Source organism: Pseudomonas guariconensis, from assembly GCF_015680235.1.
GTDB lineage: Bacteria > Pseudomonadota > Gammaproteobacteria > Pseudomonadales > Pseudomonadaceae > Aquipseudomonas > Aquipseudomonas guariconensis_A.
Window position 1 is genome coordinate 1 of sequence record NZ_JADLJL010000025.1, and the last position, 13,540, is coordinate 13,540.

Annotated in this window: 13 protein-coding genes; 6 read left to right on the plus strand and 7 right to left on the minus strand. The window is 64.8% G+C overall.

The window, feature by feature from the left end:
- Positions 1-113: 113 nt before the first annotated feature.
- From IRZ56_RS16635 to tkt, 4 genes are all read right to left on the minus strand, one after another.
- Positions 114-329: a hypothetical protein gene (locus tag IRZ56_RS16635; protein WP_196145938.1), complete on the minus strand. Its 216-nt coding sequence runs from the start codon at positions 327-329 to the stop codon at positions 114-116.
- Positions 330-361: 32 nt separating this feature from the next.
- Positions 362-1,525: a phosphoglycerate kinase gene (locus IRZ56_RS16640; protein WP_196145939.1), complete on the minus strand. Its 1,164-nt coding sequence runs from the start codon at positions 1,523-1,525 to the stop codon at positions 362-364.
- A 12-nt stretch (positions 1,526-1,537) separates the two neighbouring features.
- On the minus strand, positions 1,538-2,599 hold the full coding sequence (gene epd / locus IRZ56_RS16645) for an erythrose-4-phosphate dehydrogenase (RefSeq protein ID WP_196145940.1): 1,062 nt from the start codon (positions 2,597-2,599) through the stop codon (positions 1,538-1,540).
- Between the two features lie 150 nt (positions 2,600-2,749).
- Positions 2,750-4,747 carry a transketolase gene (tkt, locus tag IRZ56_RS16650; protein WP_196145941.1) on the minus strand — a complete coding sequence of 666 codons (1,998 nt, stop codon included), beginning with the start codon at positions 4,745-4,747 and terminating at the stop codon, positions 2,750-2,752.
- 312 nt (positions 4,748-5,059) lie between these two features.
- Between tkt and IRZ56_RS16655 the strand changes: the two genes are divergently transcribed.
- The 5 genes from IRZ56_RS16655 to IRZ56_RS16675 all read left to right on the plus strand — a co-directional run bounded on the left by IRZ56_RS16655 (position 5,060) and on the right by IRZ56_RS16675 (position 10,181).
- Positions 5,060-6,052: an ArsR/SmtB family transcription factor gene (locus IRZ56_RS16655; protein ID WP_196145942.1), complete on the plus strand. Its 993-nt coding sequence runs from the start codon at positions 5,060-5,062 to the stop codon at positions 6,050-6,052.
- Between the two features lie 19 nt (positions 6,053-6,071).
- Entirely contained in the window at positions 6,072-7,262 is a 1,191-nt protein-coding gene (gene metK / locus IRZ56_RS16660) for a methionine adenosyltransferase (RefSeq protein WP_196145943.1), read from the plus strand.
- Between the two features lie 265 nt (positions 7,263-7,527).
- Positions 7,528-9,201, plus strand: coding sequence for an NAD-dependent DNA ligase LigB (gene ligB / locus IRZ56_RS16665; RefSeq protein ID WP_196145944.1), 1,674 nt, complete (start codon positions 7,528-7,530; stop codon positions 9,199-9,201).
- A 61-nt stretch (positions 9,202-9,262) separates the two neighbouring features.
- The gene (locus IRZ56_RS16670) at positions 9,263-9,658 is read left to right on the plus strand and encodes a DUF1090 domain-containing protein (RefSeq protein WP_196145945.1); all 396 of its coding nucleotides are present in this window, start codon (positions 9,263-9,265) and stop codon (positions 9,656-9,658) included.
- Between the two features lie 127 nt (positions 9,659-9,785).
- Positions 9,786-10,181, plus strand: a complete 396-nt coding sequence (locus tag IRZ56_RS16675) for a DUF1090 domain-containing protein (protein ID WP_196145946.1) — start codon at positions 9,786-9,788, stop codon at positions 10,179-10,181.
- A gap of 55 nt (positions 10,182-10,236) precedes the next feature.
- Here the strand turns inward: IRZ56_RS16675 and IRZ56_RS16680 are convergent, their stop codons facing one another.
- Positions 10,237-10,683, minus strand: coding sequence for a c-type cytochrome (locus IRZ56_RS16680; protein ID WP_196145947.1), 447 nt, complete (start codon positions 10,681-10,683; stop codon positions 10,237-10,239).
- Between the two features lie 118 nt (positions 10,684-10,801).
- Here IRZ56_RS16680 and IRZ56_RS16685 point away from each other — a divergent pair, with 118 nt between their 5' ends.
- A complete protein-coding gene (locus IRZ56_RS16685) occupies positions 10,802-11,953 on the plus strand; it encodes a murein transglycosylase A (protein WP_196145948.1) in 1,152 nt (383 codons plus the stop codon).
- 105 nt (positions 11,954-12,058) lie between these two features.
- On the opposite strand, the gene IRZ56_RS16690 is transcribed toward IRZ56_RS16685, so the two are convergent.
- A complete protein-coding gene (locus IRZ56_RS16690; RefSeq protein ID WP_196145949.1) occupies positions 12,059-12,445 on the minus strand; it encodes an MAPEG family protein in 387 nt (128 codons plus the stop codon).
- Positions 12,446-12,473: 28 nt separating this feature from the next.
- Positions 12,474-13,307 (minus strand): EamA family transporter, encoded by an 834-nt coding sequence (locus tag IRZ56_RS16695; RefSeq protein WP_196145950.1) that lies wholly within the window; start codon positions 13,305-13,307, stop codon positions 12,474-12,476.
- Between the last annotated feature and the right edge of the window lie 233 nt (positions 13,308-13,540).

The window sequence follows — 13,540 nt, forward strand, 5'->3', positions numbered from 1 at the left end:
AGCTCCCACAGGGATCGATGCAGTACCTGTGGGAGCTGGCTTGCCGGCGATGGGCCGCACGGCGACCCCTTCTTCAAGACCACAAATCAGCCTTCAGGTTGCCTATTACCCGATCAAGGGCAACCCGGCGCCTTGCGCTGGTGGTCTTCGTCGTACTTTTCCAGGCCCTCCGGGCCCATGCGCTTGTTGATCACCGGGGCCGTCTCCGCCTGCCACTGGGACTGGTAGCAACCGCCCTTGGGCGGCTGCGACGGTTCGCTGTCCGCGCCCTTGCTGGAGCAAGCGCCCAGCAGCAGGGCCAGGATCATCACAGGCAATTGCTTGACCATCAGGTCGCTCCCTTTGCCAGGCGCCGTCATGCTCAGGCCTTGGCCCGCTCTTCCAGGATCGCCACGGCGGGCAGGACCTTGCCCTCGACGAACTCGAGGAACGCGCCGCCACCGGTAGAAATGTAGGAGATATCGGCGCCAACGCCATATTTGTCGATGGCCGCCAGGGTGTCACCACCACCGGCGATGGAGAAGGCGGCGCTATCGGCGATGGCCTTGGCCAGCACCTTGGTGCCGTTGCCGAACTGGTCGAACTCGAACACACCGACCGGGCCGTTCCACAGGATGGTCTTGGACGACTTGAGCAGTTCGGCGAATTGTTCGGCGGTCTTTGGGCCGATGTCCAGGATCATGTCGTCATCGGCCACGTCGGCGATGGACTTGACGGTGGCTTCGGCGCTCTCGGCGAATTCCTTGGCAACCACCACGTCCACCGGCAGCGGTACGCTGACCTTGGCGGCGATGGCCTTGGCGGTCTCGACCAGGTCAGGCTCGTACAGCGACTTGCCAACCTTGTGGCCGGCCGCGGCGAGGAAGGTGTTGGCGATGCCGCCACCAACGATCAGCTGGTCGCAGACGGTGCTCAGGCTGTTCAGCACGTCCAGCTTGGTGGACACCTTGGAGCCGGCGACGATGGCGGCCATCGGCTTGGCCGGGGCCTTCAGGGCCTTGCCCAGGGCGTCCAGCTCGGCGGCCAGCAGCGGGCCGGCTGCAGCGACCTTGGCGAACTTGGCCACACCGTGAGTGGAACCTTCGGCGCGGTGGGCGGTGCCGAAGGCGTCCATGACGAACACGTCGCACAGGGCAGCGTATTTCTGCGCCAGCTCGTCGGCGTTCTTCTTCTCGCCCTTGTTGAAGCGCACGTTCTCGAACAGCACCAGGTCACCGGCCTTGACCTGGACGCCGTCGAGGTAGTCGGCAACCAATGGCACGTCGCGGCCCAGGGCCTTGCTCAGGTAGTCGGCAACCGGCTTGAGGCTGTTCTCGGCGGAGAACTCGCCTTCGGTCGGGCGACCCAGGTGCGAGCAGACCATCACGGCCGCGCCCTTCTCCAGGGCCAGCTTGATGGTCGGCAGCGCAGCCAGGATACGCGCGTCGCTGGCTACCACACCGTCCTTCACGGGGACGTTGAGGTCTTCGCGGATCAGTACGCGCTTACCTTGCAGGTCGAGGTCGGTCATCTTCAACACGGTCATGAATGCAGTCCTTCAGGGCTGTTTGGTGCGGGTTTGGTGGACGACGCGCAGGAAATGGCCGGCGACGTCGAGCATACGGTTGGCGAACCCCCATTCGTTGTCGAACCAGGCCAGCAGGTTCACCAGGCGGGGGCCGGAAACACGGGTCTGGCTGGCATCGACGATGGCCGAATGCGGGTCATGGTTGAAATCACAGCTGGCATGGGGCAGCTCGGTGTAGGCCAGCAGCCCCTTGAGCGGGCCGTCCAGGGCGGCCTCGCGCAACACCCGGTTGACCTCGGCCGCGCTGGTGTCGCGGGCGGTCTGCAGGGTGATGTCCAGGCACGACACGTTGACGGTCGGCACGCGTACCGCTTTGGCCTGGATTCGCCCGGCAAGTTCCGGAAGCAGCCGCTCGATGCCACGCGCCAGACCAGTGGACACCGGAATCACCGACTGGAACGCCGAACGGGTGCGGCGCAGGTCCTCGTGGTGGTAGGCATCGATCACCGGCTGATCGTTCATCGCCGAGTGGATGGTAGTGATCGAGACATACTCGATACCGAACGCCTGGTCCAATACCCGCAGCAGCGGCACACCGCAGTTGGTGGTACAGGAGGCGTTGGACACCAGGCGTTCGTCACCGCCCAGGCAGCCCTGGTTGACGCCATAGACCACCGTGGCGTCGACATCCGCTTCACTGGACATCGGTTGGGAGAACAGCACCCGCGGCGCGCCGGCATCGAGGAAGCGCTGGCCATCGGCGCGGGTGTTGTAGGCACCGGAGCATTCCAGTACCAGGTCCACGCCCAGAGCCCCCCAGTCGATGCCTTCCGGGGTGGCACTGCGCAAGACCTTCACGCAGTCGCCATTGATGTGCAGGCAATCGCCATCGACCCTCACCTCGCCGGGGAAACGCCCGTGGGTGGAGTCGAAGCGGGTCAGGTATTCGAGGCTGGCCTGGTCGGCCAGGTCGTTCAACGCAACGATTTCGAAACCGGCACCCGCTCCGCGCTCGAACAAGGCGCGCAAGACACAGCGACCGATACGGCCATAACCGTTGAGTGCAACTTTGTAGGGACGCGGATGGGGCATAGGTGGCTCTTGAACTCCGGCGGTTGAACGGGGCCGCTAGGCGGCCCATTCGCGGCACAAGGCCGCTCCTACAGGGGGCGACATGCGCAATACCCTGTAGGAGCGGCCTTGCGCCGCGAACGAGGGCCAAAGGCCCTCACCTTGCCTGTATCAGTCTTCCAGCAGCTCTTCGGCAGTACCCAGGATGTTCTCCAGGGTGAAGCCGAATTCTTCGAACAGTGCCGAAGCCGGCGCCGACTCACCGTAGGTGGTCATGCCGATGACGCGGCCTTCCAGGCCCACGTACTTGTACCAGAAGTCGGCATGGGCAGCTTCGATGGCGATGCGCGCGCCCACTTCCAGCGGCAGCACCGACTGCTTGTAGGCAGCGTCCTGGGCATCGAACACGCTGGTGCACGGCATGGAGACCACGCGGACCTTGCGGCCCTGCTCGGTCAGCTTGGCGTGCGCCTGGACCGCCAGGCCCACTTCGGAACCGGTGGCGATCAGGATCAGCTCAGGCTCGCCGGCGCAGTCCTTGAGGATGTAGCCGCCGCGGCTGATGTCGGCGATCTGCTGGGCGTCGCGCTCCTGGTGCTGCAGGTTCTGGCGCGAGAAGATCAGTGCCGACGGGCCGTCCTTGCGCTCCAGGGCGTTCTTCCAGGACACGGCCGATTCGACCGCGTCGGCCGGGCGCCAGGTGTCCAGGTTCGGGGTGCTGCGCAGGGCGGTCAGCTGCTCGATCGGCTGGTGGGTCGGGCCGTCTTCGCCCAGGCCGATGGAGTCGTGGGTGTAGACGTGGATCACGCGCTGCTTCATCAGGGCCGACATGCGCACCGCGTTGCGCGCGTATTCCATGAACATCAGGAAGGTCGCGCCGTACGGCACCAGGCCGCCGTGCAGGGCGACACCGTTCATGATGGCGGTCATGCCGAACTCGCGCACGCCGTAGAACACGTAGTTGCCGCTGGCGTCGTCGGCGCTCACGCCTTTGCAGCCCTTCCACAGGGTCAGGTTGGAGCCGGCCAGGTCGGCGGAGCCGCCGAGGAACTCGGGCAGCAACGGGCCGAAGGCGTTCAGGGCGTTCTGGCTGGCCTTGCGGCTGGCGATGGTTTCGCCCTTGGCGGCCACTTCGTTGATGTAGGCCTGGGCCTTTTCGGCGAAGTCGGCCGGCAGCTCGCCGCTTTCACGGCGCTTGAACTCGGCAGCCAGCTCCGGGTAGGCCTTGGCGTAGGCGTCGAAGCGCTGGTTCCACTCGGCCTCGAGCTTGGCGCCAGCGGCCTTGGCATCCCACTCGGCGTAGATGTCGGCAGGGATTTCGAACGGGCCGTGGTTCCAGTTCAGTTCCTTGCGGGCCAGGGCGATTTCGTCGTTGCCCAGCGGCGCGCCGTGGCAGTCTTCCTTGCCCTGCTTGTTCGGCGAGCCGAAGCCGATGATGGTCTTGCAGCAGATCAGGGTCGGGCGGTCGCTCTTGCGGGCGGTCTCGATGGCCGTCTTGATCTCGTCGGCGTCGTGGCCGTTGACGTTGCGGATCACCTGCCAGTTGTACGCTTCGAAGCGTGCCGGGGTGTTGTCGGTGAACCAGCCGTGCACTTCACCGTCGATGGAGATGCCGTTGTCGTCGTAGAAGGCGATCAGCTTGTTCAGGCCCAGGGTGCCGGCCAGGGAGGCGACTTCGTGGGAGATGCCTTCCATCATGCAGCCGTCGCCGAGGAACACGTAGGTGTTGTGGTCGACGATGGTGTGGCCTTCACGGTTGAACTGGGCGGCCAGCACTTTTTCCGCCAGGGCGAAGCCCACGGCGTTGGCGATGCCCTGGCCCAGCGGCCCGGTGGTGGTCTCCACGCCTGCGGTATAACCGTACTCCGGGTGGCCCGGGGTGCGGCTGTGCAATTGGCGGAAGGCCTTGAGATCGTCGATCGACAGATCGTAGCCGGTCAGGTGCAGCAGCGAATAGATGAGCATCGAGCCGTGGCCGTTGGACAGCACGAAGCGGTCGCGGTCGGCGAATTTCGGGTTGCTCGGGTTGTGCTTCAGGTAGTCGCGCCAAAGCACTTCGGCGATATCCGCCATGCCCATGGGGGCACCTGGGTGGCCGCTGTTGGCCTTTTGCACGGCATCCATGCTGAGGGCACGAATGGCGTTGGCACGTTCACGACGGCTGGGCATCGCTGAGTCTCCTGGGGCTTGAAAAGGTGGTGAAACGAAAAAAGGCGGCCATTTTCGCCCACAGGCGGGGCCGGGGGCAATGACGGATGGTCGCAGTTGGGTATTTTTCCTATGTTTGAGGCGTAAATCGGGACAAACCTGATGTCGCTGCCGCCCAGTTCGCGGGTAAACCCGCGTCCACAGCTCGGTCTTCCTCCTGTGGGAGCGGGTGTACCCGAGAACCGGGCTATCCCTACCCGCCCGTCATCCAATATCAAAACTTTTTGATATTGGCCTTGCAGGGGCAACGATGCCTGTCTAGACTGCCGCACCATGAACCTGCGCGCGCAACCGATCCCCCAGCAAAGCGAAACCCTGGCAGCCCTGTGCAAAGCCAGTGGCGATGCCTTGCGCCTGAACGTATTGCGTGCCCTGGCCAGCGACTCCTTCGGGGTGCTGGAGCTGGCGCAGATCTTCGATGTCGGCCAGTCCGGCATGAGCCACCATCTCAAGGTACTGGCCCAGGCCGAACTGGTGGCCACCCGCCGCGAGGGCAACGCGATCTTCTATCGTCGCGCCCTGCCCGACAGCCTGCGCCTGGGCGGCCGCCTGCACGCGGCACTGCTCGAGGAGGTCGACGGGCTGGCCCTGCCGCAGGATGTACAGGCCCGGATCGCCCAGGTGCAGCAGCGCCGGGCGGCCACCAGCCAGGATTTCTTCCTGCGTGTGGAAGAAAAATTCCGTGCCCAGCAGGACCTGATCGCCGGCCTGCCGCAATACCGCGAAAGCCTCCTGGCCCTGCTCGACAACCTGAGCTTCGGCTCCGAGGCCACGGCACTGGAAGTCGGCCCGGGTGACGGCGGTTTCCTGCCGGACCTGGCGCGGCGCTTCACCCAGGTCACGGCCATGGACAACAGCCCGACCATGCTCGAGCTGGCCCGCCAGGTCTGCCAACGCGAAGGCCTGGATAACGTAAACCTGCAGTTGGCCGATGCACTGGGTGCAACGGATGTGGAAGCCGACTGCGTTGTGCTGAACATGGTGCTGCACCACTTCAGCGACCCGGCCCTGGCCCTGCGCCTGCTGGCCAAACGGGTGAAAGCGGGCGGCAGCCTGCTGGTCACCGAGCTGTGCAGCCATGACCAGGGGTGGGCGCGGGAAGCCTGCGGCGACCTCTGGCTGGGCTTCGAGCAGGACGACCTGGCCCGTTGGGCCCGGGTAGCGGGACTGGTTCCCGGGGACAGCCTCTATGTGGGCTTGCGTAACGGTTTCCAGATTCAGGTCCGCCATTTCCAGCGGACGACTGGCGACACTCACCATCGGTAAATTTTAGGAACCCGTCGAGATGAGCGAATACTCCCTTTTCACTTCCGAGTCCGTGTCCGAAGGGCATCCGGACAAGATCGCCGACCAGATTTCGGACGCGGTCCTTGATGCCATCATCGCCCAGGACAAGTACGCCCGCGTGGCCTGCGAAACCCTGGTCAAGACCGGTGTCGCCATCATCGCCGGCGAAGTGACCACATCGGCCTGGGTCGACTTGGAAGAACTGGTGCGCAAGGTCATCATCGACATCGGCTACGACAGCTCCGACGTCGGCTTCGACGGCGCCACCTGCGCCGTAATGAACATCATCGGCAAGCAGTCGGTGGACATCGCCCAGGGCGTCGACCGCTCCAAGCCGGAAGACCAGGGCGCGGGCGACCAAGGCCTGATGTTCGGCTATGCCAGCAACGAGACCGACGTGCTGATGCCGGCCCCGATCTGCTTCTCCCACCGCCTGGTCGAGCGCCAGGCCGAGGCGCGCAAGTCCGGCCTGCTGCCGTGGCTGCGCCCGGACGCCAAGTCCCAGGTCACCTGCCGCTACGAGAACGGCAAGGTCGTCGGCATCGACGCCGTGGTCCTGTCGACCCAGCACAACCCGGAAGTGTCCTACAAGGACCTGCGTGAAGCCGTCATGGAGCTGATCGTCAAGCACACCCTGCCGGCCGAGCTGCTGCACAAGGACACCCAGTTCCACATCAACCCGACCGGCAACTTCATCATCGGTGGCCCGGTGGGCGACTGCGGCCTGACCGGGCGCAAGATCATCGTCGACTCCTACGGCGGCATGGCCCGCCACGGCGGCGGTGCCTTCTCCGGCAAGGACCCGTCCAAGGTCGACCGCTCGGCCGCCTACGCCGGCCGCTACGTGGCCAAGAACATCGTTGCCGCGGGCCTGGCCGAGCGTTGCGAGATCCAGGTGTCCTACGCCATCGGCGTAGCCCAGCCGACCTCCATCTCGATCAACACCTTCGGCACCGGCAAGATCGCCGACGAGAAGATCGTGCAACTGGTTCGCGAGTGCTTCGACCTGCGCCCGTACGCCATCACCACCATGCTCGACCTGCTCCACCCGATGTACCAGGAGACCGCTGCCTACGGCCACTTCGGCCGCATCCCGCAGCAGAAGACCGTCGGCGACGACACCTTCACCACCTTCACCTGGGAACGCACCGACCGCGCCGAGACCCTGCGCAACGCAGCCGGCCTGTAAGCGTCACACCTGCACTGCCTGTGACAAGCCCCCGCCGAGCGATCGGCGGGGGCTTTTTTCATCCCGCATCGCCCCGCCGGCAAGCCGGCGCCCATAGCACAACGCAAAACTATTGGATTTTGCAGGGCCCCGTGGGAGCCGGGCGATGTGCCGCGCACGCGGACCCACCCACCGAGCAACGAAACATCGCCTGACACCTTGCTCAGGCACACCCGCCGACAGCGGCCTAGGCTGTGCCTTCGACTACCACGCACGGATGCCGGCCATGCGCTTCATGTTGTTCTTGCCCCTGTTGCTTTGTTCTTTCGGCCTATGGGCCAATGCCTCCCCCTGCCCCGACTGGGATGCAAAGCGCGCCCACGAAGAGGCTGCGCGACTGGGCGAGGTCATCGCCCGCTGGGACGATCACTACCACCGCCAGGGCGTTTCACTGGTTGCCGACGAAATCTACGACCAGAGTCTCCAACGCCTGCGCGCGCTCCAGGCCTGCTTCGACCTGCCTGAGGCGCACGCCCCGTTGTCTGGCGCCGGCGGCCCTATTGCTCACCCCATCGCGCACACCGGCGTGGCCAAGCTGGACGACGAGCGCGCCGTGGCCCGCTGGCTGGAAGGCAAGCGCAACGTCTGGGTACAGCCGAAGGTGGATGGCGTCGCCGCGTCCCTGGTGTACCAGGCAGGCCAGCTGGTGCAGATACTCAGCCGCGGCGACGGTGTCCAAGGGCATGATTGGAGCCGGCACATCGGCCATCTCGCCGGTATCCCACGGCAACTGCCGGAGCCACTGCACCTGGTGCTGCAGGGTGAACTGTACTGGCGCCTTGACCATCACGTACAAGCCCAGGCAGGCGGCGCCAATGCCCGGAGCACCATGGCCGGGTTGATGGCCAGGAAGCAATTGTCCGATGCCCAAGGCGCAAGGGTCGGCGTGTTCGTCTGGGACTGGCCGAGCGGGCCGATCGATCAGGGCGAACGCCTGGCCCGGCTGGCCGAACTCGGGTTTCCCGACAGCCAGCGCTACAGCGTCGCCATCGACGACCTGGCGCAGGCTGCCCATTGGCGCCAACATTGGTACCGCTCGCCCCTACCCTTCGCCACCGACGGCGTGATCCTGCGCCAGGACAGCCGCCCACCGGCTCACCGCTGGCGCGCCAAGCCGCCCTACTGGATCGCAGCCTGGAAGTACCCCTTCCAGCAGGCCCTCGCCGACGTGCGAGACGTGCGTTTCAAGATCGGGCGCACCGGGCGCATCACCCCCGTATTGCACCTGAGCCCGGTGATGCTGGATGAACGCCGAATCAGCGTGGTCAGCGTTGGGTCACTGGCACGTTGGCAAGCGCTGGACATCCGTCCCGGCGACCAGGTCGCGATCACCTTGGCAGGCCTCACCGTGCCCAGGCTCGAAAGCGTGGTGCACCGCAGCACTGATCGCCCGCCCGTCCTGGCGCCGAACCCCAGCCAACATCATGCGCTCAGTTGCTGGCGGCCGAGCACACCGTGCAAGCAGCAATTTCTCGCCCGCCTGGCCTGGCTAGGCGGGCGCCAGGGGCTGAAGATGCCGGGTATAGGGCCCGCGACCTGGGCGCAGTTGGTCGAGCATGGCGTCATCAGCGACCTGCATACCTGGCTCGGCCTGGAGCGCGAGCACTTGCTGGGCATTCCCGGCATCAGCACGACGCGCGCCGAGCAACTGCTCCAGGCCTTCGCCCAAGCAAGGCGCCAGCCTTTCGAACGCTGGCTTCGCGCCCTGGGCGTACCAGCGCCCAGCCATCTGCAGCTCGCGCCCGACTGGGCAACGTTGGCAACCCGAAGTATCGCGCAATGGCGTGCCGAGCCAGGTATCGGCCCTGGGAGGGCGGCCCAATTGGCGGCGTTTTTCGCGGATGAATCGGTTGGCCTGCTGGCCGAACAATTGCGCGCCCAGGCAATCGAGGGTTTCTAAATTCCTCGGATCAGGGCAGCATTTCTCTTTTTTGTTGCCCTGCCTTCGAATGGAGTCCCCGATGAAACTGCTTTCGTCCCTTGCCCTGACCGCCTTGCTCGGCTTGGCCGCCGGCCCCCTGCTGGCCGTTGAAGAGCAACCTGGGCTGACCGGTTGCGCGGCCAAGCGCCAGGCCATCAGCGCACAGATCGAACAGGCGCGTGCCAACGGCAACGCCGACCAACAGGCAGGCTTGGAAAAAGCCCTCGACGAAGTCACCGAGCACTGCACCGACGCCAGCCTGCGCAAAGAGCGCGAACAGAAGGTGCTCGACGCCCGCCACGAAGTGAACCAACGCACCAAGGACCTGGACAAGGCCATGAAGAAGGGCGACGCGGAGAAGATCAACAAACGCAAGGAAAAGCTCGCCGAGGCCAAGAAAGAACTGCAGGAAGCCGTTGACGGTCTCGAACGCTGATACCGCTGCGGTCGTAAGAATTTTCTGAAAACGATGCAGCGCTTCCGGCCGGGGTTCACCCGGCAGCAGGAATGTAGGCACTATTCCCTACATTCTCTGTTGCCATTACTTTGAAAGGAAACTGCCCATGAAACGTCGCTCCTCCCTGGCGCTGATGATTGCCCTCGGCTTGGCCGCAGGCTCGCTGCAAGCGGCGCAGCCCAGCCCTGGCCTGACCGGCTGCGCAGCCAAGCGCAGTGCCATCGAGAATCAGCTTGTCTATGCCAAAAAGCACAACAACTGGGGCGAGATCCGCGGCCTGGAAAAAGCCCTGAAGGAAAACACCGACCACTGCACCGACGCCGGCCTGCGCCAAGAGCGCCTGGCCAAGATCGAAAAGGCCAAGGCCGAAATCGCCGAGCGCCAGGCCGACCTCGCCGAAGCCAGGGCCAAGGGCGATGCCGGCAAGATCGCCAAGCGTGAGCGCAAGCTTGCAGAATCCGAGGCAGAGCTGAAACAAGCCGAGCTCGAACTGGAGAAGTGATCCTGTCAGGGGCTGCCGCGAAAGGGCCGCAAAGCGGCCCCAACCCACCACCGCCTCAGTGGTTACGAAACTCCGTATGGCAGGCCTTGCAAGCCGCCTCGACCTTATCCATCGGCGCCTTCAGCCGCGCCGCGTCGAGCGGTTGTTCACGCGTAATCCCCACCAATTCCCCTGTCACCCCCTCCAGTTGCCGCGCCAGGTCATGAAAACGCGCCTGACGCTCCCACACTTCGGGCCGCGCGCTGCTGTCGCCTTCGTCTTTCACCTGTGGAAAATGCTGCCACGGCGCATGGGCCAGGCCGTCGAGCTTCACCGCCCCTTCGGCGAAACGAACGCCGTCGAACGGCAGGCGCCCTCGCAGCATGCCGCCCATGTCCTCGCTGGTCTTGAGCATCTGCTTGAAGATCGCCTTGCGCTGGCCCAGCGGTGAGTTAGGATCGACACGGTCGCAGGCCACCAGGGACAGGCTGGCCAACAGCAGAACGGTGAAACATTTCAACATCACGGTCACATTGGCAGAGGGAAAGGGCCAACAGTATCCTCGTCTGCTCGACAAAGACCAATACCCCTACGAAAAACATGGGTAGCCCACACCCGGCCACCCACTCAAGGATTCGACCATGACATCTGCTCTGCGCCATCTCGCCTGGGCGCTCCCCGCCCTGGCCCTGCTGGCCGGCTGCAATGGCGGCGAGAACGCCAAGCCCGAACCCCACGCCGTGGCGACCTATGCCTCTGCCACCTGGCAAGACCTGCCGAACGTCAGCGACAGCGACCTGCTGGCGGGCTTCCAGGCCTGGCGCAATGGCTGCGAAAAGCTCAAGCGCGACCCGGTCTGGGCCAGCACCTGCGAGGCCGCTGCGCGCATGCCGGACGACGCCGCCCAGGTGCGCGCCTTCCTGCAACAGAACCTGCAGGTGTACGGCTTGCGTTCGGCCGAGAACAACGCCAATGGCCTGATCACCGGCTACTACGAACCCGTCTACCCAGGCAGCCTGGAGCAAACCGAAACCGCCCATGTGCCGGTCTACGGCGTGCCCGAGGACATGATCGTGGTCGATCTGGCCAGCGTCTACCCGGAACTCAAGGGCAAGCGCCTGCGCGGGCGTATCGAAGGCAGGGTGCTCAAGCCCTACGACACCGCCGAGGTAATCTACCGCGACGGCGCCAAGGCACCGGTGCTGGCCTGGCTGACCGACCCGATGGACCTGCAGTTCCTGCAGATCCAAGGCTCAGGGCGCATCCAGCTGGGCGACGGCCGGCAACTGCGCGTGGGCTATGCCGACCAGAACGGCCACCCGTACCGCCCCATCGGGCGCTGGCTGGTCGAACAAGGCCAACTCAAGAAAGAAGACGTCACCATGGGCAGCATCCACGCCTGGGCCCAGGCCAACCCGCAGCGCGTGCCGGAACTGCTGGCCAGCAACCCAAGCTATGTGTTCTTCAGTACCCGACCGGACAGCAACGAAGGCCCGCGAGGTTCGCTGAACGTGCCGCTCACAGCCGGGTACAGCGTGGCCATCGACCGCAAGGTGATTCCACTGGGTAGCCTGCTGTGGCTGTCGACGGCCCGCCCAGACGGCACGCCGGTGACACGCCCGGTGGGTGCCCAGGATACCGGCGGAGCGATCACCGGCGAGGTGCGCGCGGACCTGTTCTGGGGCACCGGCCCCGAGGCTGGCGAGCTGGCGGGGAACATGAAGCAGCAAGGGCAGATCTGGCTGCTGTGGCCCAAGGGCGCCCCCTTACCCGACGCGCCGAAAGTGCCCTGACCTCGTTGGCCCATCGCCGGCAAGCCGGCTCCCACAGAACAACGCATAACTATTTGATTTTGCAGGTCCTTGTGGGAGCCGGCTTGCCGGCGATTGGGTTTCCAGTCAGACCGAAACCACGAACAACGCCACGATCATCGCCATCCCGGCGAACCAGACCAGCGAACGCAGGATCGCCAGGTCAGCCAGGTAACAAATGATGTAGAGCAGGCGACTGGTGATGTACAGCACCGCCAGCACATCCTGGGTCACCTGCTCGGCATTGCCGACGATATCGGCCACCAGCACCGCTGCGGCGAATGCCGGGAACGCCTCGTAACCGTTCAACTGCGCCGCGTGGGCGCGCCGTGGCAGACCCGAGAGGGTGTCGAGAAACGCACGGGGGTCATGGTTGTCGCGCAGGCCGAAACGGCCACTGCTCAGCTTGGCCGTCAACCCGCACAGCGGCGGCAGGACGAGGGCGATCAGGATGCACCACAGGGCTACAGTCATGGACAGGACTCCTTGTTCAAATCGTTGATCAGAGCTTCATCACCAGCATGCCTGCCAGGACCAGCCCGCAAGCTAGGAGTCTTGGCCCGCCAAAAGGTTCTTTGAGGTAGCGCATGCCCATGAGCACCACCAGGATCACGCTCAGCTCACGCAGCGCCGCCGCCTCGGCGATCGAGCCCAGGTGCATGGCCCACAGCACCAGGGCGTAGCTCAGCAATACACACAACCCCACCGCCAACCCCAAGCGCCACTGGGTTCGCCAGAACAACGCGAACGGCGCCCGCCGCGCCACACAGGCCAGCAATGGGAACGGCCAGGCGCTGAGCAGGGTCAGCCACACCAGGTAGTCCATCGGCTTGCCCCACAGCTGCACCGCCTTGCCGTCGAACCAGGTGTAGCAACCGATGCACAGGCCGATCAGCGCCACCACCGGCAGCATCGACCAAGGCAGGCGGTCACCGCCGCCGCCCTGCCACAACAGGCACGCCATGCCGCAGGGAATCAGCAGGATGCCGATGATCTGCTTGTCGCTCAGCGCCTCGCCGGCGAACGCCAGGGTCAGCCCCAGCACAACCAGCGGCGACAAGCCACGCATCAGAGGATAGACCAGCCCCAGGTCACCGACCCGGTAGGCCTGGATCAGCAGAAAGCGGTACAACTGCTCGGCCAGGGCCGAGGCCAGCAGCCAGGGCCAGATCTCCCCAGGTGGAAAATCGACGAAGGCCACTGCCAACACGGCGAAGACCAGGGCCACCAGGTCCATGCTGGCGATCACCAGCAAACGCTCGCCACTGAATTTGATCAGGGTATTCCAGGTCGCGTGCAGAAGGGCTGCGACCAACACCAGCGAAGTTGCCAACACGCCTTCTTTTCCTTTTGGCTTTTTCTGGCTGTGACTATATAGCGTTCGCAGGGGGGCCGTGGGAGATAACCCAGCCAGATTTTTGGACAAGACTTCAGGTGCGTTGCGCCTCCGAACGGAAACGATTGGAACGAATCTGGTCAAACCCTGTGTCTCGAACCCCGTCTCAGGTCATCGAATAACTGCCCGAACGATTCGGGCCACGACTTGGAAGCCACTGTTACAGGATTCGG

What these genes read in the sequence shown, in the direction of transcription:
- IRZ56_RS16635 (WP_196145938.1), bottom strand. Translation starts at nt 329, where the DNA reads ATGGTCAAGCAATTGCCTGTGATGATCCTGGCCCTGCTGCTGGGCGCT.
- IRZ56_RS16640 (WP_196145939.1), bottom strand. Translation starts at nt 1,525, where the DNA reads ATGACCGTGTTGAAGATGACCGACCTCGACCTGCAAGGTAAGCGCGTA.
- epd (WP_196145940.1), bottom strand. Translation starts at nt 2,599, where the DNA reads ATGCCCCATCCGCGTCCCTACAAAGTTGCACTCAACGGTTATGGCCGT.
- tkt (WP_196145941.1), bottom strand. Translation starts at nt 4,747, where the DNA reads ATGCCCAGCCGTCGTGAACGTGCCAACGCCATTCGTGCCCTCAGCATG.
- IRZ56_RS16655 (WP_196145942.1), top strand. Translation starts at nt 5,060, where the DNA reads ATGAACCTGCGCGCGCAACCGATCCCCCAGCAAAGCGAAACCCTGGCA.
- metK (WP_196145943.1), top strand. Translation starts at nt 6,072, where the DNA reads ATGAGCGAATACTCCCTTTTCACTTCCGAGTCCGTGTCCGAAGGGCAT.
- ligB (WP_196145944.1), top strand. Translation starts at nt 7,528, where the DNA reads ATGCGCTTCATGTTGTTCTTGCCCCTGTTGCTTTGTTCTTTCGGCCTA.
- IRZ56_RS16670 (WP_196145945.1), top strand. Translation starts at nt 9,263, where the DNA reads ATGAAACTGCTTTCGTCCCTTGCCCTGACCGCCTTGCTCGGCTTGGCC.
- IRZ56_RS16675 (WP_196145946.1), top strand. Translation starts at nt 9,786, where the DNA reads ATGAAACGTCGCTCCTCCCTGGCGCTGATGATTGCCCTCGGCTTGGCC.
- IRZ56_RS16680 (WP_196145947.1), bottom strand. Translation starts at nt 10,683, where the DNA reads ATGTTGAAATGTTTCACCGTTCTGCTGTTGGCCAGCCTGTCCCTGGTG.
- IRZ56_RS16685 (WP_196145948.1), top strand. Translation starts at nt 10,802, where the DNA reads ATGACATCTGCTCTGCGCCATCTCGCCTGGGCGCTCCCCGCCCTGGCC.
- IRZ56_RS16690 (WP_196145949.1), bottom strand. Translation starts at nt 12,445, where the DNA reads ATGACTGTAGCCCTGTGGTGCATCCTGATCGCCCTCGTCCTGCCGCCG.